The organism is Microtetraspora malaysiensis (genome assembly GCF_050947145.1).
Classification (GTDB): domain Bacteria; phylum Actinomycetota; class Actinomycetes; order Streptosporangiales; family Streptosporangiaceae; genus Microtetraspora_A; species Microtetraspora_A malaysiensis.
The window spans coordinates 5,438,205-5,459,035 of the sequence record NZ_CP191998.1 but is presented as its reverse complement, the minus strand read 5'-3'; the positions used below and the strand labels follow the sequence as shown (position 1 = coordinate 5,459,035).

The 20,831-nt window shown below is 71.4% G+C and carries 17 protein-coding genes; 13 read left to right on the top strand and 4 right to left on the bottom strand.

Annotated elements, in window-relative coordinates:
* Positions 1 to 165: 165 nt before the first annotated feature.
* Together ACQP1V_RS25810 and ACQP1V_RS25805 are read right to left on the bottom strand one after the other, a co-directional pair.
* On the bottom strand, positions 166 to 933 hold the full coding sequence (locus ACQP1V_RS25810) for a FadR/GntR family transcriptional regulator (RefSeq protein ID WP_433412496.1): 768 nt from the start codon (positions 931 to 933) through the stop codon (positions 166 to 168).
* A 54-nt stretch (positions 934 to 987) separates the two neighbouring features.
* Positions 988 to 1,743, bottom strand: a complete 756-nt coding sequence (locus tag ACQP1V_RS25805) for an SDR family NAD(P)-dependent oxidoreductase (RefSeq protein ID WP_387416668.1) — start codon at positions 1,741 to 1,743, stop codon at positions 988 to 990.
* A 198-nt stretch (positions 1,744 to 1,941) separates the two neighbouring features.
* On the opposite strand from ACQP1V_RS25805, the gene ACQP1V_RS25800 reads away from it, so the two are divergent.
* Genes ACQP1V_RS25800 through ACQP1V_RS25765 form a run of 8 tightly spaced genes read left to right on the top strand, consistent with a single transcriptional unit; the run spans position 1,942 to position 10,406 of the window.
* Entirely contained in the window at positions 1,942 to 2,712 is a 771-nt protein-coding gene (locus ACQP1V_RS25800; protein ID WP_433412494.1) for an ATP-binding cassette domain-containing protein, read from the top strand.
* Positions 2,709 to 3,728, top strand: coding sequence for an ABC transporter permease (locus ACQP1V_RS25795; protein ID WP_433412492.1), 1,020 nt, complete (start codon positions 2,709 to 2,711; stop codon positions 3,726 to 3,728). Before ACQP1V_RS25800 ends, ACQP1V_RS25795 begins: the two co-directional genes overlap by 4 nt.
* A gap of 25 nt (positions 3,729 to 3,753) precedes the next feature.
* Positions 3,754 to 4,800, top strand: a complete 1,047-nt coding sequence (locus ACQP1V_RS25790; protein ID WP_433412490.1) for a substrate-binding domain-containing protein — start codon at positions 3,754 to 3,756, stop codon at positions 4,798 to 4,800.
* A gap of 57 nt (positions 4,801 to 4,857) precedes the next feature.
* Positions 4,858 to 6,051, top strand: a complete 1,194-nt coding sequence (locus ACQP1V_RS25785; protein WP_387416664.1) for a mandelate racemase/muconate lactonizing enzyme family protein — start codon at positions 4,858 to 4,860, stop codon at positions 6,049 to 6,051.
* Complete coding sequence (locus tag ACQP1V_RS25780; RefSeq protein WP_433412488.1) at positions 6,048 to 7,106, top strand: alcohol dehydrogenase catalytic domain-containing protein; 1,059 nt, start codon at positions 6,048 to 6,050, stop codon at positions 7,104 to 7,106. The genes ACQP1V_RS25785 and ACQP1V_RS25780 overlap by 4 nt, the downstream gene beginning before the upstream one ends.
* Complete coding sequence (locus ACQP1V_RS25775) at positions 7,106 to 7,990, top strand: SMP-30/gluconolactonase/LRE family protein (protein WP_387416662.1); 885 nt, start codon at positions 7,106 to 7,108, stop codon at positions 7,988 to 7,990. Before ACQP1V_RS25780 ends, ACQP1V_RS25775 begins: the two co-directional genes overlap by 1 nt.
* On the top strand, positions 7,987 to 8,865 hold the full coding sequence (locus ACQP1V_RS25770) for a fumarylacetoacetate hydrolase family protein (protein WP_433412485.1): 879 nt from the start codon (positions 7,987 to 7,989) through the stop codon (positions 8,863 to 8,865). The genes ACQP1V_RS25775 and ACQP1V_RS25770 overlap by 4 nt, the downstream gene beginning before the upstream one ends.
* Positions 8,865 to 10,406, top strand: coding sequence for an aldehyde dehydrogenase (NADP(+)) (locus ACQP1V_RS25765; protein ID WP_433412483.1), 1,542 nt, complete (start codon positions 8,865 to 8,867; stop codon positions 10,404 to 10,406). Before ACQP1V_RS25770 ends, ACQP1V_RS25765 begins: the two co-directional genes overlap by 1 nt.
* Before the next feature lie 52 nt (positions 10,407 to 10,458).
* On the opposite strand, the gene ACQP1V_RS25760 is transcribed toward ACQP1V_RS25765, so the two are convergent.
* Together ACQP1V_RS25760 and ACQP1V_RS25755 are read right to left on the bottom strand one after the other, a co-directional pair.
* Positions 10,459 to 11,772, bottom strand: coding sequence for a sensor histidine kinase (locus tag ACQP1V_RS25760; RefSeq protein ID WP_433412481.1), 1,314 nt, complete (start codon positions 11,770 to 11,772; stop codon positions 10,459 to 10,461).
* Between the two features lie 29 nt (positions 11,773 to 11,801).
* Positions 11,802 to 12,476, bottom strand: coding sequence for a response regulator transcription factor (locus tag ACQP1V_RS25755; RefSeq protein WP_433412479.1), 675 nt, complete (start codon positions 12,474 to 12,476; stop codon positions 11,802 to 11,804).
* Positions 12,477 to 12,620: 144 nt separating this feature from the next.
* On the opposite strand from ACQP1V_RS25755, the gene ACQP1V_RS25750 reads away from it, so the two are divergent.
* The 5 genes from ACQP1V_RS25750 (at position 12,621) to ACQP1V_RS25730 (ending at position 20,812) form a co-directional block, all read left to right on the top strand.
* A complete protein-coding gene (locus ACQP1V_RS25750; protein WP_433412477.1) occupies positions 12,621 to 12,980 on the top strand; it encodes a hypothetical protein in 360 nt (119 codons plus the stop codon).
* A 421-nt stretch (positions 12,981 to 13,401) separates the two neighbouring features.
* Positions 13,402 to 13,749: a YciI family protein gene (locus tag ACQP1V_RS25745; protein ID WP_387416656.1), complete on the top strand. Its 348-nt coding sequence runs from the start codon at positions 13,402 to 13,404 to the stop codon at positions 13,747 to 13,749.
* Positions 13,749 to 15,053, top strand: a complete 1,305-nt coding sequence (locus ACQP1V_RS25740) for an RNA polymerase sigma factor (protein ID WP_433412475.1) — start codon at positions 13,749 to 13,751, stop codon at positions 15,051 to 15,053. The genes ACQP1V_RS25745 and ACQP1V_RS25740 overlap by 1 nt, the downstream gene beginning before the upstream one ends.
* Before the next feature lie 284 nt (positions 15,054 to 15,337).
* Positions 15,338 to 15,502, top strand: a complete 165-nt coding sequence (locus ACQP1V_RS25735; RefSeq protein ID WP_433412473.1) for a hypothetical protein — start codon at positions 15,338 to 15,340, stop codon at positions 15,500 to 15,502.
* Positions 15,503 to 15,967: 465 nt separating this feature from the next.
* Positions 15,968 to 20,812 (top strand): amino acid adenylation domain-containing protein, encoded by a 4,845-nt coding sequence (locus ACQP1V_RS25730; RefSeq protein ID WP_433412471.1) that lies wholly within the window; start codon positions 15,968 to 15,970, stop codon positions 20,810 to 20,812.
* The last annotated feature ends 19 nt before the right edge of the window (positions 20,813 to 20,831 follow it).

Below are 20,831 nucleotides of genomic sequence, written 5' to 3'. Positions count from 1 at the left end.
GCTTCAAACGTCGTCGCGGGGTGCTTGGCCTACTGCTGGATCGCGGCTCGTGTCTCTCCGCATCCTCTACGTGATCACGGTTCGGGCGGGCGAGCCGGCCGGGCGGCTGGGCCGGCCGGTACGGGTGGTCGACGACGTGGCCGCAGCCGAGGGTGGGACGCCGGGTCAGTCCGCGGACAGGTCCATGAGCTGCTCGATCTTCCGCTGGGCGACCAGGTCGAGGCTCTGGTCGAGGTCGTCACCATAGGTACGCAGCGCCACATCGAGGTGCGCGGCCATGGCGTCGCTCGCGGCCTTCGGGTCGCGGGCCGTGATCGCGCTGAGGATCTCCTGGTGGTACGGCACGCCCTCGCGGGAGACCGAAGGATCGCCCAGGCTGCGGAGCATGAGCTCGAAGGTGAGCGTGGCGATCGAGCCGAACATGGCCTCGATCACCGGGTTGTGTGACGCCGCCGCGATCGCGGCGTGGAAGGCGACATCGGCTCTGGCTCGGGAGACCAGGTCGCGAGCCTCGTCGAAGCGCAGCAGCATCTCCTCGATGACACGCAGGTCCTCGGGGGTCGCGTGCTGGGCGGCGAGCGCGGCCGTCTCGCGCTCCAACATCATCCGGGCGCTGATCACGTCACGTGAGGTCGGCTTGCGCTGCCGGTACAGCGCGTCGAGCGGGCGGACCGCGTCGGTGATCCGCACGTCGCGGACGAAGCTGCCCCGGCCCGGGACGACCTCGATGATGCCCTGCTGCTCCAGCCCCCGGAGCACCTCCCTGATCATCGGGCGGCTCACGCCGAACCGCTGGGAGAGCACCCGTTCCGACTCAAGCTTCGATCCGGCCGGGTGCTGCCCGGACAGGAGTTCCAGCTCGAGCCGCCTGGCCACGGCCTCCTTGGTCGGGGGGCGCCTGTCGCGCGCGGAGGCGTTTTCGCTTGCCATCATCCCTGCCACGCTACCTTCAAGATCGAGGGACAAGCGCCCTCCGGTGAAATCCGATCATTCCTGGTTGAACAACGAACAGCCACCGTCGGCCAGCAGCGTTGTGCCGGTGATGTAGTCGGAGTCCGGCGAACACAGGAACGCCGCCGCCTTGGCCACCTGCTGCGCGGTCTGCGGCGCCCCGAGGGGGATCGCCGTGCTCGCCCGCGCGGCGTAGGCCGGCTCGTTCTCGAACTGCCACTTGGCCAGGCCCGCGGCCACGATCCCGGGTGCGAGAGCGTTGACCAGGATTCCGTGCGGCGCCAGCTCCTTGGCCATCGAGCGGGCCAGCATCGCCACTCCCGCCTTGGACGCGCTGTAGGCCGCGATCTCCGGCCATGGGACCGTGCCCACCCAGGACCCGGTCAGGACGATGCGGCCCCCGCCGCCCTGGGCGACCATGCGCCGGGCGGCGGCTTGGGCGGTGTGGAAGGTGCCGGTGAGATTGATGCCCAGGTGGCGCTCCCACTGCTCGGCGGTGATCTCCAGGAAGGGGGCGGATTCGACGATCCCCGCGTTGGCGATCGCGATGTCCAGCTTGCCGAGTCGCTCCAGCGCCGCGTCCAGAGCCGGCCGGTCCCGTACGTCGGCTCGCACGTAGCCCACCTCGCCGTGCGCGGACGCCGTGGTGATCCACTCCTGTGCCTCGTCCGGGGACTTGACGTCGAGCAGCGTGACATGGGCGCCCCGGCGGGTCAGCTCGGCGGCCATGGCGGCGCCGATGTCGCCGGCGCCCCCTGTGACCAGCGCGTTTCTTCCCTCCAGGTCCGGCATGGAGACCTCCTCAGGTGTGGTTAGGCCGGTAAGACCAGGCTCACCATACTGCGTGGGCCCCGTCGTCGCGACCCGAGCGGCCGTTGCCGATTCGAGACGTGAGAAGGGGTTGACGAATCGCCCTTCGAAGCACAAACCTCGCTTGGCATAACCGGTCTTACCAGTCAAGCCAACCAGCGGGTTCGGAAGGGAGAGAGCATGCCACTGTTCGAGGCCGTAGGCGTACGCAAACGCTTCGGCGGGGTCGAGGCCCTGCGCGGCGTCGACTTCAGCGTCGAACCCGGCGAGGTGGTCGGCCTCATGGGCGACAACGGCGCCGGTAAGTCGACGCTGATGAAGGTGATCTGCGGTGCGTACCGGGCCGACGAAGGAGAGATCCGGATGGCCGGCCGTCCGCAGGTCTTCCGCAGTCCCCGTGACGCCGCGGCCTGCGGCATCGCGGTCGTTTACCAGAACCTCGGCCTGGTCGACCAGCGTAGCGTCGCCGCCAACGTGTTCCTCGGGCAGGAGCCGCGCAGGTTCGGCCTGGTCGACACCCGCAGGATGCGGGCGGAGGCGCGAGAGGTGCTCACCACCCTGCGCATCCGCATCCCGTCCGTACGGATGCCCGTGGCCGGGCTGTCCGGAGGGCAGCGCCAGTGCATCGCCATCGCCAGAGCCGTGCACCAGGGTGGTGAGCTCGTACTGCTGGACGAGCCCACAGCGGCGCTCGGACCCGAGCAGCAGCAGAACGTGCTCTCGCTGATCCGTGACCTGCGGGAACAGGGCAAGGCCGTCGTCGTCGTCTCGCACAACGTCGACCACGTGCTAGAGGTCGCCGACCGGGTCGTGGTCATGCGCGGTGGCCTGGTGTCGGGTGTGCGTGACGTCGCGGCCACCACGGCGGCCGAGGTCGTCGGACTCATCCTCGGCAACGCGCCGGCGGCTGCTGACGACGGCGCCCCTCACACCTCCGGAGAACTCGCATGACCATCCAGCAGCAGATCGCGATCGCCTACCGGGTGGACGACTCCGGTGGAAGCCTGGTCCGCAGGCTGCTCGGCGCCAGGGAGTTCGGCGTGCTGGCCGCGACCGCGGTGATCTTCCTGGTCTGCGCCGTGGGAGCCGACGGCTTCCTCGCCGCCGACAACCTGCTGTCCGTCGCCCAGCAGATCGCCATCCTCGGCATCGTCGCCACCGGCATGACCTTCCTGATCGTCGTCGGCGAGATCGACCTGTCGGTGGGGTCGCTGCACGGATTCCTCGCGGTGGAGCTGGCCTGGCTGGTGACGAAGGTGGGCGTGCCCGTCGGGGCCGCGGCCCCGCTGGCCATCCTCACCGGTGTGACGATCGGTGTGATCAACGGCCTGATCACCACCCGGTTCAAGATCCCCTCGTTCGTGGTCACGCTGGCCGCGCTGGCCGCACTACGCGGCGCCGCGCTGCTGCTGTCCGACGGCGTGCCCATCCGTGGCTCGCGCAACGAGGCGTTCACCCATCTGTTCGCGGGCAGCCCGCTCCCCAACGTCGCCGCGCAGACGCTGTGGATGGCCGCCGTGGTCGCCATCGGAGCCTTCGTCATGGCCAGGACCAAGTTCGGCTACGACGTCTACAGCGTGGGCGGCAACCCGTCCGCCGCTGCCGGGGCGGGCATCGCCAGCGACCGCGTCAAGGTCATGTGCTTCGCCCTCACCGGAGGGCTGACCGGCCTGGCCTCGATCATCCTGGTCGGCTGGCTGGGCAGCGCCAACCCCCTCACCGGCAACGGCTTCGAGCTCAGCGTCATCGCCGCGGTCGTTGTGGGCGGCGCCGGTCTGGCCGGCGGTACGGGCAGCGTGCTCGGCACGTTCCTCGGCGCGGTGATCACCGGTGTGATCACCAACGCGCTCGTCCTCTTCGGCGTGGACGGCAACTGGCAGCAGGTCGCCACCGGCCTGCTGATCCTGGGGGCCGTCATGCTCAACCACCTCGTCGCCAAGCGCTCGGCCCACGGCCTGAACGCCTGACCCCCCAACCGAAACAGGAGAGAACATGGCAACGAACAGCCCGCTGTCGCGCCGGGGCCTGCTGATCAGCGGATCCCTGGCCACCGCCGGCATCCTGGCCACCGCGTGCAGCAGCGAGAAGGAGCCGTCCGCCGCCGCTGCCTCGTCCGGCGGCAGCGCCGCCGACGGCCCGCAGAAGGGCAAGAAGGTGATCTTCGTCGTGCACGACAAGAACCCCTTCTTCGCCCCGGTGCAGCGCGGCTTCGAGGACTTCGGCGCGATCATGGGATGGCAGACCCAGTTCATCGGCCCGCCCGCGCAGGACACCCAGAAGACCGTCGAGCTCCAGGCGAGCGCGCTGAGCGCCAAGCCCGACGGTGTGATCTTCACCCGGATCGACGAGACCTCCTTCGACGCCAACATCCAGAAGGCGACCTCCTCCGGCGTGAAGGTGATCCTGTCCAACGTGGCCAGCGACGGCTACGAGAAGCTCGGCGTCGGCTTCGTCGGCCAGAACTTCGTCAACGCGGGCGACGCGTGCGGCCGTGAGATCGCCAAGTACGCCAAGGACCGCACCGGCAAGTCCGGTGGCGTCATCGTGTGCGGCAACTTCGCGCCCGGCAGCACCGCCCTCGAGCAGCGCATCCAGGGGATCAAGCAGGGGATCGAGGCGTACAACAAGGAGAACGGCACCTCCTTCACCACCGAGGTCCTCGTCACCAGCACCGACGAGTCCAAGGCCGTCGCCGCCATCGACGCCAAGTACACCTCGAAGAAGGACGAGATCGTCGGCTGGGCGATGGCCGCCTTCGACCACCAGTACGTGTCCACCTGGGCGAAGAGCAAGAACCTCGTCGGCAAGTTCGCCGTCGGAGGCTTCGACCTGATCCAGCCGGTCCTGGACGGCATCAAGGACAAGTCGATCGATTTCTCCCTGGGGCAGAACCCGTACGCGCAGGGCTGGATCGCCGCGGCCCTGCTCGCCGAGGAGTTCGACCCCGGCTACCCGGCCAGGACGTACGACACCGGCGCGGAGGTCGTCGACGCCGCCAATGTCGAGGCGGTCGCCACGCGTGAGGCCCGTTTCGCCTGACCGGTACGCCCGCGTGTCCCGTGTCCCCCGCAGTTCAGCAACCTTCGGAAGATCTGGATGAAGATCACTGCTCTTGAGACAATCCGTCCGGCCATCCAGCCCAACCTGCTGTTCGTCCGCCTGCACACCGATGCCGGACTGGTCGGCCTCGGCGAGGCGTTCTTCGGCGCCCGTACGGTGGAGGCCTACCTGCACGAAAGCGTCGCTCCCGTCCTGCTCGGGATGACCGATCCCACGCCGGAGCGCGCCGCGCGAGCGCTGGCCACCTATGTCGGATTCCAGGGAGCGGGGGCCGAGACGCGCGGCAACGGTGCGATCGACATCGCCCTGTGGGATCTGCTGGGACACACCTCGGGACTGCCGCTCGTCGACCTGCTCGGCGGAGCCGTGCATGACACGATCGGCATCTACAACACGTGCGCCGGACCCGGCTACGTCGGCTCTTCCACCCGGCAGGAGTCCCGCAACTGGGGGGTGAGCGCCGCCGAACGCTACGAGGATCTGCACGCCTTCCTCAACGAGCCCGCGCGGCTGGCCCGCGAGTTGTGGGACGAGGGCATCCGAGGCATGAAGATCTGGCCCTTCGACATCGCCGCCGAGCGGACCGGCGGCACCGACATCTCCCCGGCCGAGATGGACAAGGCGCTCTCGACGGTCGCCGCGGTCCGCGACGAGGTCGGCATGGACATGAAACTGATGATCGAGCTGCACGGCCTATGGAACAGGCCCGCCGCCGAAAAGATCATCTCGGCGCTCGCGCCGTACCGGCCGTACTGGGTGGAGGACCCGCTGCGCTCCGACGCGGCCGACGCGTTCGGCAAGTTGGCCAGGGTCGACGGCGTGCCGATCGCCACGGGAGAGACCTGCGTGGGGCGGCGCGGCTTCAAGCCGCTGCTCGACTCCGGGAGCGTCGACATCCTGACCCTGGACATCCAGTGGACCGGCGGGCTGACCGAGGCGCGCAAGGTCGCCTCGCTGGCCGACGCCTACGGCGTTCCCGTCGCCCCGCACGACTGCACCGGCCCGGCCACCCTGGCGAGCTGCGTGCACTTCGTGTGCAGCCAGCCGAACGGGCTCATCCAGGAGACGGTCAGGGCGTTCCTGCGTACCTGGTACGACGAGCTGGTCACCGGCCTGCCGGAGATCCAGGACGGGCAGGTGCGGCCGGGCAGGGCACCCGGGCACGGGGTCGCCCTGCGCGACGGGGTCGCCGAGCGGGACGACGTGGAACGGCGGGTGTCCCGGCTGTGAGAGCGGCCCGCTGGCACGCGCGCCGAGACGTGCGCGTGGAGGAGGTGCCCGCCCCCGTTCCGGCGGCCGGGGAGGTGCTGGTCCGTGTCGAGCTGTGCGGAATCTGCGGCACCGACGTGGAGGAGTACCGCGACGGGCCGCTCGCCATCGACACGGAGCGGCCCCACCCGCTGACAGGCACCCGGGCGCCGTTGGCGCTCGGACACGAGGTGGTCGGCGTCATCGCCGGGCACGGTCCGGGAACCGACGCCGGACGACTGCCCGTCGGCACCCGGGTCATCCCCGACGTCGTGCTCGGCTGCGGCACGTGTTGGTGGTGCCGCAGGCACCAGGAGGGGGTCTGCGCGCGGCAGGCGGTACGCGGCCTCAACCTCGACGGGGGGCTGGCCGAGTACATGATCGCCGACGCGGCCACCTGCGTCCCCGTCCCCGACCACGTCCCGCCGCGGATGGCGGTGCTCGCCGAGCCCGCCGCCGTCGCGGTACGCGCGCTGCGCAAGGCCGGTGACGTGACCGGTGGCACCGTGCTGGTACTCGGCGCGGGCGCCATCGGACTGCTGCTGACCCGGGTGGCGGTGGCCGCCGGGATCCAGGTCGTGACGAGCGAGACCGCCGATTCTCGCCGGGAGGCGGCTCGCCACGCCGGAGCTGTGGCGGTCCGGCCGGAGGAGACGGCCGCCACGATCGACCGGCTGACCGACGGCAGGGGGGCGGATGCGGTGTTCGAGTGCACCGGCCTGCCCGCTCTGCTGCCGGACGCGATCCGGCACTGCCGGGCCCGCGGCACCGTGGTGATCGTCGGGTTCTCCGGCCGGGACGCCGCGGTGCCGCTCGCCGACGTGGTGCTCAAGGAGAAGCGCCTGGTCGGTACGGCAGCGCACCTCTGGGACGAGGATGTCACCGCCGGAGTACGGCTGCTCGCCTCCGGGGTGATCGACCCGGCCCTCGTACCGGTACGAGTGGCGTCACTGGACGAGGTGCCCGCGCTGCTCGCCGTCCCCGATCAGGATGTCGTGAAGGTCGCGATCGACCCGTGCGGTCAGGAGGAGGTCTGATGGTCAGCGAAATCGACGGCGAACTCGTGTTGCGGAGCAACGCGGACGTGGGGGAGGGGCCGGCCTGGGACGCGGCCCGTCGGCGGCTCGTCTGGGTGGACGTCACCGGATGCGCGGTCCACACGTTCGACCCCGTCGGCGGCGTGGACCAGGTCGTGGACGTGGGCATGCACGTCGGCGCGGCGGTGCCCGCGGGCGACGCCGGCCTGATTCTCGCGGTACGCGACGGACTGGCGATGCTGTCACCCGCCGGCGATGTTCGCATGGTCGCCGAGGTGGAGGCCGACCGCCCGGGAAACCGGATGAACGACGCTAAATGCGACCCGTCCGGGCGGCTCTGGGCAGGCACCATGCCGTACGAGGCCGAACCCGGCGCCGCCGCCCTCTACCGCTACGACGGCCGGAGCGTCGCGCGCGTCCTGACCGGGGTCACGCTGTCCAACGGTCTGGGATGGAGCCCTGACGGGACCGTGATGTACCACGTCGACAGCGGAACCCAGCGGGTCGACGCCTACGACTTCGACCCCGCGACGGGCGAGCTGGGTTCGCGCCGCGTGGTCGTGACCGTCGACCCCGCCGAGGGCATGCCGGACGGCATGACGGTCGACGACGACGGCTGCCTGTGGGTGGCGCTGTGGGGTGATGGAACGGTCCGCCGCTACACCCCGGACGGCGTCCTGGATCGGATCGTCCGCCTCCCTGTCACCCAGGTGACCAGCTGCGCGTTCGGCGGCCCCGGCGGTGACGTGCTGTACGTGACCTCCGCCGCCTACCGGCTCACCCCCGGCGAGCTGGCCGCCCAGCCGCTGGCCGGGTCGATCTTCGCAGTGGAACCCGGAACCACCGGCCGTCCGGCCACACCCTTCCATGGAGCTGACCGATGACACATATCGTGCGCTACGCAAGAGACGGTGAGATCCGGGCGGGGGTGCGGGCGGATGACGGCCTGGTCCGTCCGCTGCCGCTGCCGCTGGCCGAGCTGTTGCGCCTGAGCCTGTCCGACCTGCGGGAACTCGTCGAGCGGGCCATGACCGAGCCCCCGGACGGCCCGGCCGAGCCGCTCGCGCCGGTGGAGGGCCGGATGGAGGTGTGGGCCGCCGGCGTCACCTACCGTCGCTCCCGCCAGGCGCGGATGGCCGAGAGCTCCGCCGCCGCGGACGTCTATGAGCGGGTGTACGACGCCGCACGGCCCGAGCTGTTCTTCAAGTCCGTCGCCTGGCGGGTCGTCGGCGACGGCGGCACGGTCGCGGTGCGGGCCGACTCCACGGTCGACGTGCCCGAGCCCGAGCTGGCCCTGGTGCTCAACGCGTACGGCGAGATCGTCGGGTACACGGTGTGCGACGACGTGAGCTCACGCACCATCGAGGGCGAGAACCCGCTGTATCTTCCTCAGGCCAAGATCTATCTCGGTGGCTGCGCGGTCGGCCCGGCCATCCGCCCGATGTGGGAGGTCGCCGACCCGTACGCGCTGCCGATCCGCATGACGATCCGTCGTGATGGCGTCGTCGCCTGGTCCGGTACGGCCGAGACCTCGCAGCTGAACCGGCGGCTCGACGACCTGGCCGGATATCTGTTCGCCGCCGACGTCTTCCCGGACGGCGCCGTGCTGGCGACCGGCACCTGCCTGGTGCCGGACCTCCCCTTCACGCTCGCCGGAGGAGACGTCGTAGAGATCGAGATCGGCGAGATCGGAACCCTGACCAACAGCGTGGTCCGCGGCCTGGCGCCCATGCTGGAGTCACTGGAAGGAACGCTGTGATGAACCACGCCACCCCGGACGTCGTCTCCGTCGACGCACGCACCGGTGAGGCCGTCGAGGTGATCGGCGCCGAGTCCACGCCGGCCGAGGTGGCGGCGCTCTGCGCGGCCGCCGACGCGGCCGTACCGGCGCTGGCCGCTCTGGGCGTCGCAGGCCGGGCGGCGCTGTTGCACGACATGGCCGCCGAGCTGGAGCAGGACGGCGAGACGATCCTGGCGCTCGCCGACCGGGAGAGCGCGCTGGGCCTGCCCCGGCTCACCGGGGAGCTCGCCCGCACCTGCGCCCAGCTCAGGTTCCTCGCCGACGTCGTCACCGAGGGAAGCCACCTCGGGGTCGTGATCGACCATCCCGACCCGGCCGCCGTACCGCCGCGTCCGGACCTGCGGCGGATGATGGTCCCGCGCGGCCCGGTCGCCGTTTTCGGCGCCAGCAACTTTCCGCTCGCCTTCAGCGTTCCGGGCGGCGACACCGCCTCCGCGCTGGCGGCCGGCTGCCCCGTCGTGGTGAAGGCCCACCCGGCCCACCCGGCGACCTCGCTGGCGACCTATGGCGCGCTGCGCAGGGCCGCCGTCCGCGCCGGGGTTCCCGACGCGGTGAGCCTGGTGCACGGGCAGGCCGCCGGAGTGGCGCTGGTCACCGACCCGCACATCGCGGCCGTCGCATTCACCGGCTCGGTGCGCGGCGGGCGGGCGCTGTTCGACCTGGCCGCCGCCCGCCCGGAGCCCATCCCGTTCTTCGGAGAGCTCGGCAGCGTCAATCCGCTCGTCGTCACTCCGGCCGCGGCCGCGGAACGCGGCGCGTCGATCGCCGAAGGGCTGCTGGGCTCCTTCACGCTCGGGATGGGTCAGTTCTGCACCAAACCGGGACTCGCCTTCGTTCCTGCGGGCGAGCACGGGACGGCGCTGCAGGAGGCGCTCGCCGCACGCGGTGCCGACGCGCCGACCGGCACGCTGCTCACCAGGAGCATCCTGGCGGCATACGCCGAAGGCGTGCGAGAGCTCGCCGCGCAGCCGGGCGTACAAGTCCTGGCCGGAGCCGAACCACGAGACCTCGCCGGAAGGGCGACGCCCACCGTGCTGAGGGTGCCTGGCGCGATGTTCGGCGAGGCGCTGACCGAGGAGTGCTTCGGCCCGGTGACCGTGCTGGTGGAGTACGCCACAGAAGAAGAACTCCTCGCCCTGCTCGGCCGTCTCCCCGGAAGCCTCACCGCGACGCTGCACATGGGAGAGGGGGAGGAGGATCTCCCGCGCCGTGTGATCGACGTCGTCACCCGGCGCACCGGGCGGGTGGTGTGCGACGGATATCCGACCGGGGTCGCGGTGAGCTGGGCGATGAACCATTCGGGACCGTATCCGGCGGCCACCGACTCCGCGCACACCTCAGTCGGCGCCGCCGCGGTGCAGCGGTTCCTCCGCCCGATCGCCTACCAGGACACCCCGCAGCGGCTGCTCCCGCCCGAGTTGCGCGACGACAACCCTCTCGGCGTTCCCCGTCGCGTGGACGGAGTCCTCGCCGGGACGGCGACCTCGCCCACCGGCTGAGCCGCATCCCATCCGGCTTCGGAGCGCGCGCCGGACGGGGTGGAGGCCGAGGTCATTCGTCCCTTTTCTGGATCGAGGCCGCGGTGCCGGGCTGTGGCGCCGGGTCGAGCCGTACCACAAGGCAGGCTCCGGCGCCGCGGTCGGTGATGGACACGACTCCCCGGTGCAGGAGGGCGATCTCCCGCACGATCGCCAGCCCGAGACCCGACCCGCCCGAGTCCCTTGCCCGCGCCCAGTCGAGTCGCGTGAAGCGGTCGAACACCGCCTCGCGATGCTCGGGAGGGATGCCCGGCCCGTCGTCGCGCACTTCGAGCAGCGCCACGCCGTCCTCGTTCGCGACGCGCACCTCGACGGTTGAGCGGGCATGCCGTACGGCGTTGTCGACCAGGTTGGTGACCAGACGGGCCAGGTGGGCGCGGGAGCCGTTGACCACGACGTCGGGCTCGACGGCCAGGCGGACCCGGACCTCCCGGCGGGGGCGTGGGCGCAGGGACTCCTCCGCGGCCACCTGTCCGAGGTCGACCTCGTCGTCGCGGGGAGGTTCGCCCGCGTCCAGCCGGGCCAGCAGGAGCAGGTCGGCCGCGAGTGACTGCAGCCGCTCCACGTCGGCGAGGGCTTCGGCCGGCTCCTCGCGGGCGGCGAGCTCCAGGCGGGTGCGCAGCGTCGCGATCGGGCTGCGTAGTTCGTGCGCCGCGTCCGCGACGAACCGTTTGTGCTGATCGACGGCGTTCTCCAGTCGATCCAGGGTGGCGTTGACCGTCCGGGCGAGCGCCGCGATCTCGTCCCGCGTGCTCGGCACCGGGACCCGCTGATGCAGATCGCGGGCGGTGATGTCGGCCAGCTTCGCCTGGATCCCGGATACCGGGACCAGCGCCCTGCCCATGACGTACCACGTCATCCCGGCGACGAGCAGAAGCAACGCGGGAACCCCGAAGATCAGCAGGCGGTTCAGGGTTCGCAGGGCGTTCTCCGCCGGTTCCAGCGAGCTGCGCGCGGTGACCGTCAGGACGGCGTCGCCGGTCGCGGCGGCTGCGCTCGCCACCGCGTAGCCGGCCGTGTCCCAGCTGGTTCGCGATGGTTCCGTCGAGAGGCTGATCTGGAGGTCGGGGTCCTCGACGGCCGTCGCGCCGCGCTCGGTCGCGGGCGTCGTGGGGCTCGCGGTGGCCGCCGGAGAGACGGCGGACAGGGTGTCGGCTACCGTCGCGGCTCGCCGCGCGGCGTCCTCTTGCGCGCTCTGTCGGAGGTTGTCGTGCAGCACTGTCCCCAGTACGGCCGACGCCCCGCCGAGGGCGACGGCCACGATGAGGGTGGCCGCGATCGTGGCGCGCACCCGTACCGACCAGCGCGCGGGCGGGTGCACCCGCATTCGGGCCGCCCATCCGGCTCGTCGGCGCATCAGAGCCGCCCGTCCAGCCGGTAGCCGGCACCGCGCACGGTCACCAGGGACGAGCGGCCGAAGGGAGCGTCGATCTTCCGCCGGAGCGCGCTGACGTAGACCTCGACGATGCTGGGATCGCCCGCATATGTGAAGTCCCAGGCCTGTTCGAGGAGCTCCGCCTTGGAGACCACCTCGCCGGCTCGCCGGGCGAGGCCATGCAGCACGGCGAACTCCTTGGGAGTGAGCGCGATCTCGGTGCCACCGCGACGGCACTTCATCCCGGCCGGATCGATCACGAGGTCGCCCACCGTCAACGCGACCGGCCGCTCCCTGCCGCCCCGCCGTACGAGCGCGCGCAGCCGGGCGAGCAGCACCACGTAGGAGAACGGCTTGGACAGGAAGTCGTCCGCTCCCGTGTCGAGCGCCTCGGCCTCGTCGTACTCGCCGTCCTTCGCGGTCAGCATCATGATCGGCGTCCAGTTTTCGGCCTCGCGCAGGCGGCGGCAGAGGGCGTATCCGTTCATGCGCGGCAGCATGACGTCGAGAATGATCGCGTCGTAGGTGTTCTCCGTGGCGAGCCACAGGCCTTCGGTGCCGTCGAGCGCGATGTCGACGGCGAAGCCCTCACTGGCCAGACCACTTTTCACGAGTTCGGCCAGCCGCCGCTCGTCCTCCACCAACAGCACACGCATGCCTGAAGCATGGACGAGTCCACCTAAAGCGAACCTGAAGATCCCTTCGGCCGGCTTCAGCTTCGCTTCAGGTGGCGGATGGCAGCATTCACCCCTGTCCGATACGGGGCGATCCCGACGGATCGACGATCAAAGGAGATCTGAATGTTCAGCAAGCGCGTACGGCTGGCGCTCTCGGTCGGTGTCCTCGGCGTGGCGCTCACCACCACGCTCGCCGCCGCGGCCAATGCCGACGAGGCCCCGCGGCCCGGGTCCGTCGCGTGCGAGAACGCCGACGTCACGGTGACGGAGAAGGACGGCAAGCTCGTCGCCACCGTGGACGGCAAGGAGGCGGAGGGCACGGCCGCCGCCGCGACGACGCCCGCCAAGTCAGTGCCCGCAGCGTCCGCCGCGTCCGACAGCGGAACCAGCGCGGGGAACGCCTCTGCCGGCACCTCAGTGGCAGGGGCGGCGGCTGAGACTACGCCCGCCTACACCTGCGCCTCCAGCACCGCTACCGAATAGGCGCCCGGCGCATGGCCGTACCGGCTTCCGGTACGGCCATGCGCCCACCGGTCGGCACAAGGTTGGGGCACGTCGCACCTTCCGCGACCGGGCCGCGCCCATCCGCCTGGTGGGTGCCGTGCGGCCGAGCAGACCGGCGAGTGGATCGAGGCCCACCGCTCCATGGCCTGGCCCAAGGCCAGGCCAGGCGTGATCCCCGGCGGCATACTGAGCCAGGAGCACCTCCCGGAAGCCCTCGCCGCTTAACCTGCAGAAACGGATCACAAGGCGGCAGCTCGTACACCAGCTGTGTGGACGTGACCTCAGGAGGTCGGCCACGTGATGACGGGCGCGTTTCGGCCGGCTGTCGATTTCGGCGGTTGTCATCCATCGGACTGATGAGGGCCCGGCATCGGGTCCATGGTCGAAGGAAGGAAGCGTCATGCCGCAGTATCTGATTCTGATCTACGACGACGAGGCCGTACGGTCAGCGACGAACCCGGAGGAGTTCGAGCGCCTGATGAAGGCGCACGAGGAGTTCTGCGCCGCCGACGGCGCCGTCATCCGTGGCGGCAACCCTCTTCAGGGGGCGGACACCGCGACCTCGATCCGGCCGGACTCCGCCGGCGGGTTCATCGTCACCGACGGCGCGTTCGCCGAGACCAAGGAGGTTCTGGCCGGCTACTACCTGGTCGAGGTCGCGCACCTGGACGAGGCGCTGGCCGTGGCCAAGCGTGTGCCGGCGCCTTTCGGCGGGGTCGAAGTGCGGCCCATCCGCGTGTTCGAGTGATGGACGCCGCCGGGCGCGACCGGGTCGAGGCCGGCCAGGGCGTCCAATGGTCCGACGGTGCTTCGGCCGTCGCTGTGGCCGAGGCGCACCGACGCGAGTGGGCCTTCGTCCTCGCCGCGACGGTGCGCGTCACGCGGGACCTGGATCTGGCCGAGGAGTGCGTGCAGGACGCCTACGCGCAGGCCTTGGCCGCATGGTCCGACCGTGGCGTGCCGGCCAAGCCCGGGGCATGGCTGACCACGGTCGCCCGGCGGCGAGCACTCGAACTGCTGCGCAGGGAGGCGACGATGCGCCGCCGCCTGCCGTATCTGCTCATGGAGCAGATCGAGCCGGGGCCCGGAGACGGTGATGCCCCGGACATCCCTGATGACCGGCTGCGGTTGATCTTCACCTGCTGCCACCCTGCGCTGTCCGTCGAGGCGCAGGTGGCGCTCACGCTGCGGTTGCTGTGCGGGCTCAGCACGGCCGAGGTGGCGCGCGCCTTCCTGGTCGGCGAGGCCACGATGGCGGCGCGGATCACCCGGGCCAAGAAGAAGATCGCCGCAGCCGCCATCCCCTACCGGGTACCGGCGACGGACGAGCTGCCGGCTCGCGTGGATGCCGTCCTCACGGTCGTGCACCTGCTGTTCACCACCGGGCACACCGCTCCCGCGGGGGCGGAGCTGATCCGCTGTGACCTGGTCGAACGCTCGCTCGAACTGGCCCGCCTGCTGCGGACGCTCCTGACCGACGACGCGGGCGTCGCGGGCTTGCTGGCGCTCATCCTGCTCACAGACGCCCGCCGTGACACTCGGATGGACGCGAACGGACGCCTGCTCCCCTTGCCCGAACAGGAAAGATCCCGGTGGGACCGGCGCGCCATCGACGAGGGCGTCGCACTGGTCAGGCACGCCCTGCGGCACCGGCCACCGGGCCGCTTCGCCCTGATGGCCGCCATCGCGGCCGTCCACGCCGAGGCGCCCGCCTGGCAGGACACCGACTGGGCCGAGATCGTGGCGCTGTACGACCTGCTGGTGCGGTTGTGGCCCTCTCCCGTGGTCGCACTCAACCGCGCGGTCGCCGTGGGGTTCGCCATCGGCCCCGCCGCCGGCCTAGCCGCGCTCGACGCGCTGGTCGCCGAGCCGCAGCTCGCCGGGTATGCCTATGCCGCCTCCGCTCGAGGCGCGTTCCTGGCCCGTCTCGGCCGCTTCGGGGAAGCCCGCGTGGCCTACGAGGAAGCTCTGCTTCTCACCGAGAATGCCGTGGAACGGGCCTATCTGGCCGCCCGCCTCGACGATCTGACCGAGAACGAGCCGTCCTGCTGAGAGCCGGACAGGCGCAGGCCCGCACAGGTCCGTCTCGGGTGAGCAGGCCGATGCCCTCGCTCCCTTCCGCTCCGCTCCCTCGACCCGGTGAACGTTCGCGGACAGCGCCGGGGGCCGACAGCGGTTCGGCGTCCGCCGGCCAACGCGGAATTCAACGCTCCCGGTCAAGGTGGACGGTCAATTCGAGCGGCGAATATGGTGATCATTAGGGGATCGTCACGGTGAGCCTATGGCGGGTGATAGTCAATTCGCCACGTCAATGAATCGCTGAGGCGAGGCCTGAGGTGCCCGGCCGGCTGCCGGAAAGGAATGCCGCCCGCGACAAGGTCTACGCCGGGATGTGGATGGCATGTCGCGACCGCGCCGACCCGGGTATCGCCATTGCTGAATTGAAGGCACAAAACAATATCATTTCGCTGTATAACGTCGGTATATCACTCCATATTTGACCCGAGGCTGACTCGGACGCGTCATTTCGCCGACGACGAAAAGGCGGTGCTCGCCGGAGGCGGCGAGGCGTGCCGGGGCCTGCTCGGGTGGTCTCCCGTGGTGCGGCGGCGGCCTGTCGACGTGCTCTGCGGGTGTTCCGTGAGGGGGGTCCGCCGTGCCGTGGGGGAGACGATCCCATAGCGGACAGTGCGCGCCTGATAATCCCCTGCGGGCCGTAGCGATTTTCTTCAGGACAGTTAATCGATTTCCGGATGACCGTGGAGGTCATGGAACGCTTTCTCGTCACTACAACCCACGGCGCCAGCCGTCCCGCAAGGTGGAAATCTGGTCTATTGGGCACCATGTCCGAATAGATACATTCAGGTAACAAAATGATTTTTGCTCGCTCTTGGGCAGTCGCGTTTGCCACCCTTGCCCTCGTCGACTTAAGCCTCCTTTATGGACATCGCGAGGAGACCCCCCAGGTGGTTGGCAAGCTTGAACTGCTCGAACCGGTCCACAAGGCCTTTGAACAGCAGGTGAGACGAACTCCAGGCCGAACAGCGATCATCGCCGGGACGACCCGGACGGTCTACACCGACCTCAACGCCCAGGCCAACCGGATCGCCCACGAGCTCATCGCCCGGGGAGTGGGGCGAGGGTCGACCGTCGGCGTGTGCCTGGACCGCGATGAGAGGCTGATCGCGGCGCTGCTGGCCGTCTGGAAGACCGGCGCCGCCTACGTGCCGCTCGACTCGACCTACCCGGCCGGCCGCGTGGAGTTCATCATCGAGGACGCCGGGGTGTCGCACACGGTGACCTCGGCGGCGCTGTCGGAGCGGCTGCCGGAGCGCGGCCTCATCCTGGTGGAGACCGTCGGCCATCGCCCCGACCACGATCCGGACCTGCCGAGCGACCCGGCCGACCTGGCGTACATCATGTACACCTCCGGATCGACCGGCCGGCCCAAGGGCGTGTCGATCGAACACAGCAACGTGATGACGCTGCTGCGCTGGGACGCCGACTACTTCACCGCCGAAGAACTGGCCGGATTCCTCGCCTCGACCTCGGTCTGCTTCGATCCGTCCGTTCCCCAGCTCTATCTCCCCCTGCTGCTCGGCGGCACGGTGATCATGGCCGAGAACCCCCTCGCCCTGCACACCCTGCCCGCCAAGGACGAGGTCACGATGATCAGCGCGGCGGCCTCGGCGCTGACCGCGATGCTGCGGGAGCCGCTGCCCCCGAACGTGCGCACGGTGCTCTCCAGCGGCGAACCGGTGAGCCGCGCGCTGGCCGACCGCGTCTTCGCCAACCCCGGCGTGCGGCGCATGGTCAACCTGTACGGGCCGACCGAGTGCACCGTGCACTGCTGCGCGTCCGAGATCTCCAGAGACGAGACCGGTGAGCCGCCGATCGGCACGCCCTACGCCTGGTCGCAGCTGTCGGTGCGCGGCGGCGACGGCGAGGCGCTCGGCGACGGCGCGCTCGGCGAGCTCTGGGTGGCCGGCCCGCTGGTCGGCCGAGGCTACCTGGACCGGCCCGAGCTGACCGCCGAGCGGTTCGTGACCGACGCCGACGGCGTGCGCCACTACCGCACCGGCGACCTGGTCCGCAGGGAGAACGGCGTCTACTTCTACGAAGGCCGGATCGACGACCAGGTGAAGGTCGCGGGCTTCCGCGTCGAGCTGGGCGAGGTGCAGGGCAGGCTGGCGCGTCACCCGCTGGTGAACCACGCCGTCGTGCTCGCCCCCAACGACGAGGAGGGGACCCGGCGGCTGGTCGCCTACATCGAGCCGTCCGGCCCGGGCCTCGACGACGGGCGGCTGCGCTCCTGGCTGCGCGAATGGCTGCCCGACTACATGGTCCCCTCCAGGTTCGTGTTCCTCGACGCGATCCCGGTGGGCCCCACGGGGAAGGCCGACCGTTCCCGGCTGCCCGCGGTGACCTTCTTCACCGCGCCGGCCTCGTCCGCCGACGGGGGCGGCTCCGCGGCCGAGTACGTCGCCCCCCGGGACGAGACCGAGGAGCGGCTCGCCGCCATCACCGCCGAGGTGCTCGGCGTCGAACGGGTCGGCGTCCACGACCACTTCCTCGACCTCGGCGGGCACTCCCTGGCCGCCGCCAAGATCTGCGCCAGGATCGAGCACACGCTCGGCGTCCACGTGGCGCTGACGACGTTCCTGGCCCGGCCCACCGTCGCCGAGCTGGCGTCGTACCTCGCCGACGCCGCGCCCACCGCGACGACCCCGCTGATCCGGCACGCGGGCCACAGCAGCTATCCGCTGACCCCCGGCCACCACGGCATGCACCTGATGCGTGAGGTCAGCCAGAACCTGGGCGCCACCGCGATCGCGTTCCGGCTCGGGCTGCGCGGCCTCACGTCGGCCGAGCCGGTGCGGGCCACCCTGGACGCGATCGTGCGCCGCCACGAGGCGCTCCGTACCGTCGTGGTGGACGGCGTTACGGCGGCGGTCAGGCCGCCGCTGCCCGTGCCGTTCGACGAGCACCGCCCGGCTTCGGAGAACGAGGCGGACGAGCTGCGGCGGGCCGCGGTCGCCCATGGCTTCGACATCGCCGAGGAGTCGCCGCTGCTGCGGGCCACCCTGCTGTGGTCCGGGCCGGACAGCGCCGAGCTCGTGCTCCTCACCGACCACACCGCGTTCGACGGCTGGTCGCTGGGGGTCGTCATGGAGGAGCTTCTCGACGGGCTCGCCCACGGCGGCGACATCCGGTTGCCGGAACCGCGGTTTCAGATCGGCGACGTCGCGCTGCGCGAGCAGGCGACCACCCTGGACACCGAGGCCCTGCGGGCCTTCTGGGCCGAGGAGCTCGCCGGCGCCGTTCCGCCGTACGAGCTGCTGCCCCGCCCACACGACCGCCCCAGCCGCCTGAACGGTGAGCGGCTGGTACGCGGGATGGACCCGTCGACGGCCGCCCGGGTCGCCGAGCTGGCGGCAGACTGCGGCGCGACCCCGTTCTCCGTCTACCTGACCGTGCTCGGCATGCTGGTCGCCGGGCTGACCGATCGGCGGGACGTCGTCCTCGGCGCCGCCGTGGCGGATCGCGCCGACCCCGGGCTGGAGTCCGTGGTCGGCATGCTGGTCGACGTGGTCCCGGTGCGGCTGCGCCTGGAGGACGGGCTGTCCCTGCGCGAGGCCGTACGGCACGCCGGAGCCGTGACCGCCCGCGCGGTGGACCACCGCGCGCTTCCGGGGCCGGGGCGGACCGAGGCCGGTGACGTGGAGCGCCCGCCCGGCGCGGTGCTGACGCCGGTCACGCTGTCGATCCAGCCGTCGGAGGTGCCGCTCTCCCTGGAGTGCGAGGGCGTGGGCGTGGACCTGATCGGCGAGCTGGACGCGGGCAGCACTCAGGCGCCGCTGATCGTCTACGTCAACGACACCGCCACCGGTCTCCAGCTTCAGGTCGAGTGGGACGTGGAGTGCCTGGACCGGCCCGGCGCCGAGGTCCTCACCGAGCGCCTGGTCCGGCTGCTGGAGGACGCCCTGGCCCACCCCGATCGGCCGCTGTCGGCGTTCGAGGTCGTCGGCGCCGAGGAGCGGGCGGAACTGCTGGCCGCCGGAACCGGTGTGCCGCTGCCCGACGACGCGCCGCGCACCGTGGTGGACGCCGCGCTGGAGCAGGCCGTACGGCGCCCGCACGCACAGGCGGTCGTCGACGCCGAAGGCGTCCTCACCTACGGCGAGCTCGCCGACTGGGCGCGACGGGTGGCGACGGCGCTCGGCCCGGCCGCCGAGGGGACCTGCGTCGGCGTCTGCCTGCCCCGTGACCGGTACCTCCCGGCGGCGCTGCTGGGCGTGCTGCTCGCCGGCGCCGCCTACGTCCCGCTCGACCCCGGCCACCCCTCCCAGCGGCTCCGGGACCAGGTCGAGGACGCCGGCATCAAGGTGATCGTCGCGGCGGGCGAGGCGCTGGCGGCGGCCGAGCGGCTGGACGCCGCCGTCGTCGACCTCGCCCGGCTGTCGCCGGCGCAAGCCGTACCGGGCCGGGTGGATCCGGCCGACCTCGCAGCGGTGGAACCCGACGGCGTGGCCTACGTCCTCTACACCTCCGGCTCCACCGGCAGGCCGAAGGGAGTCGAGGTCACGCACGCCAACCTCGCGGCGTTCGTCGCCTCGATGACGATCGCCCCCGGGGTCCGGTCCGACGACGTCATGCTCGGGCTGACGCCGTTCTCGTTCGACGTGTTCGGCTTCGACCTGTGGGTGAGCCTGTGCCACGGCCTGCGGCTGGAGCTGCTCGGCCGCGACGACGCGCTCGACGGGCGGGCCGTCGCCCGGCGGATCGAGGAGGCCGGGGTCACCCTGATGACGGCCACCCCGACGAGCCTGCGCATGCTGGTCGCCTCCGGCTGGCGTGGCGGGAACGTGCGCGTGGTCAGCATCGGCGAGGTGCTCGACGCGCCCCTCGCCGGCGACCTGCTGGAGCGGGTGGCCGAGCTGTGGAACGCCTACGGCCCCACCGAGACCACGATCTACTCCACGATGATCCAGGTGACGGCCCCGGTCGGCGACCCGGTGTCGATCGGCACGCCGCTGGCGGGGGAGCGCGCCTACGTGCTCGACCGGGCGGGCCGCATGCTGCCCGCCGGAACCGTCGGCGAGCTGTGGATCGGCGGCGCGGGCGTGGCGATGGGATACCGGGGGCGGCCCGAGCTGACCGCCGCCGCCTTCACCGAGGACCCGCTGGGCGGGCGCCGGTACCGTACCGGTGACCTGGCCCGCTGGCGGCCGGACGGCACGCTCGGCTTCCTCGGCCGCCGCGACCACCAGGTCAAGGTGCGCGGCCACCGGATCGAGCTCGGCGAGATCGAGGCCGCACTCCGGGAGAGCGTCGCCGACGCGGCCGTGATCGTGCACGGCGGCGACCACCTGGTCGGCTATCTCGCGGCGCCGGCGGGGACCGACACGGGCGAGCTGGAGCGGCGCCTGAGCTCCCGGCTCCCGGACTACATGATTCCCCGCCGCTGGATGCTCCTGGACGCCCTGCCGCTCACCGCCTCCGGCAAGGTGGACCGGACCGCGCTGCCCGAGCCCGGCGACGACGCCCCGCGGGTGCCGCCGAGCACCGACGCCGAACTGCTGGTCGCCGACGTGTGGGCCGCCGTGCTGAGCCGTTCCGACCTCGGCGCGCACGACGACTTCTTCGCCCTCGGCGGCCACTCCGCCACCGCCGCCCTCGCGGCGGCCCGGCTGAGCGACGCCCTCGGCCTGCGCGTGCCCGTGCGCCTGCTGTTCGAACGTCGGAGGCTCGCGGACTACGCCACGCAGATAGAGGCCCTGCTCCTGGCCGACATGGAGGAGCCCCGGTGACCGAGATCGCCGAGGCCCG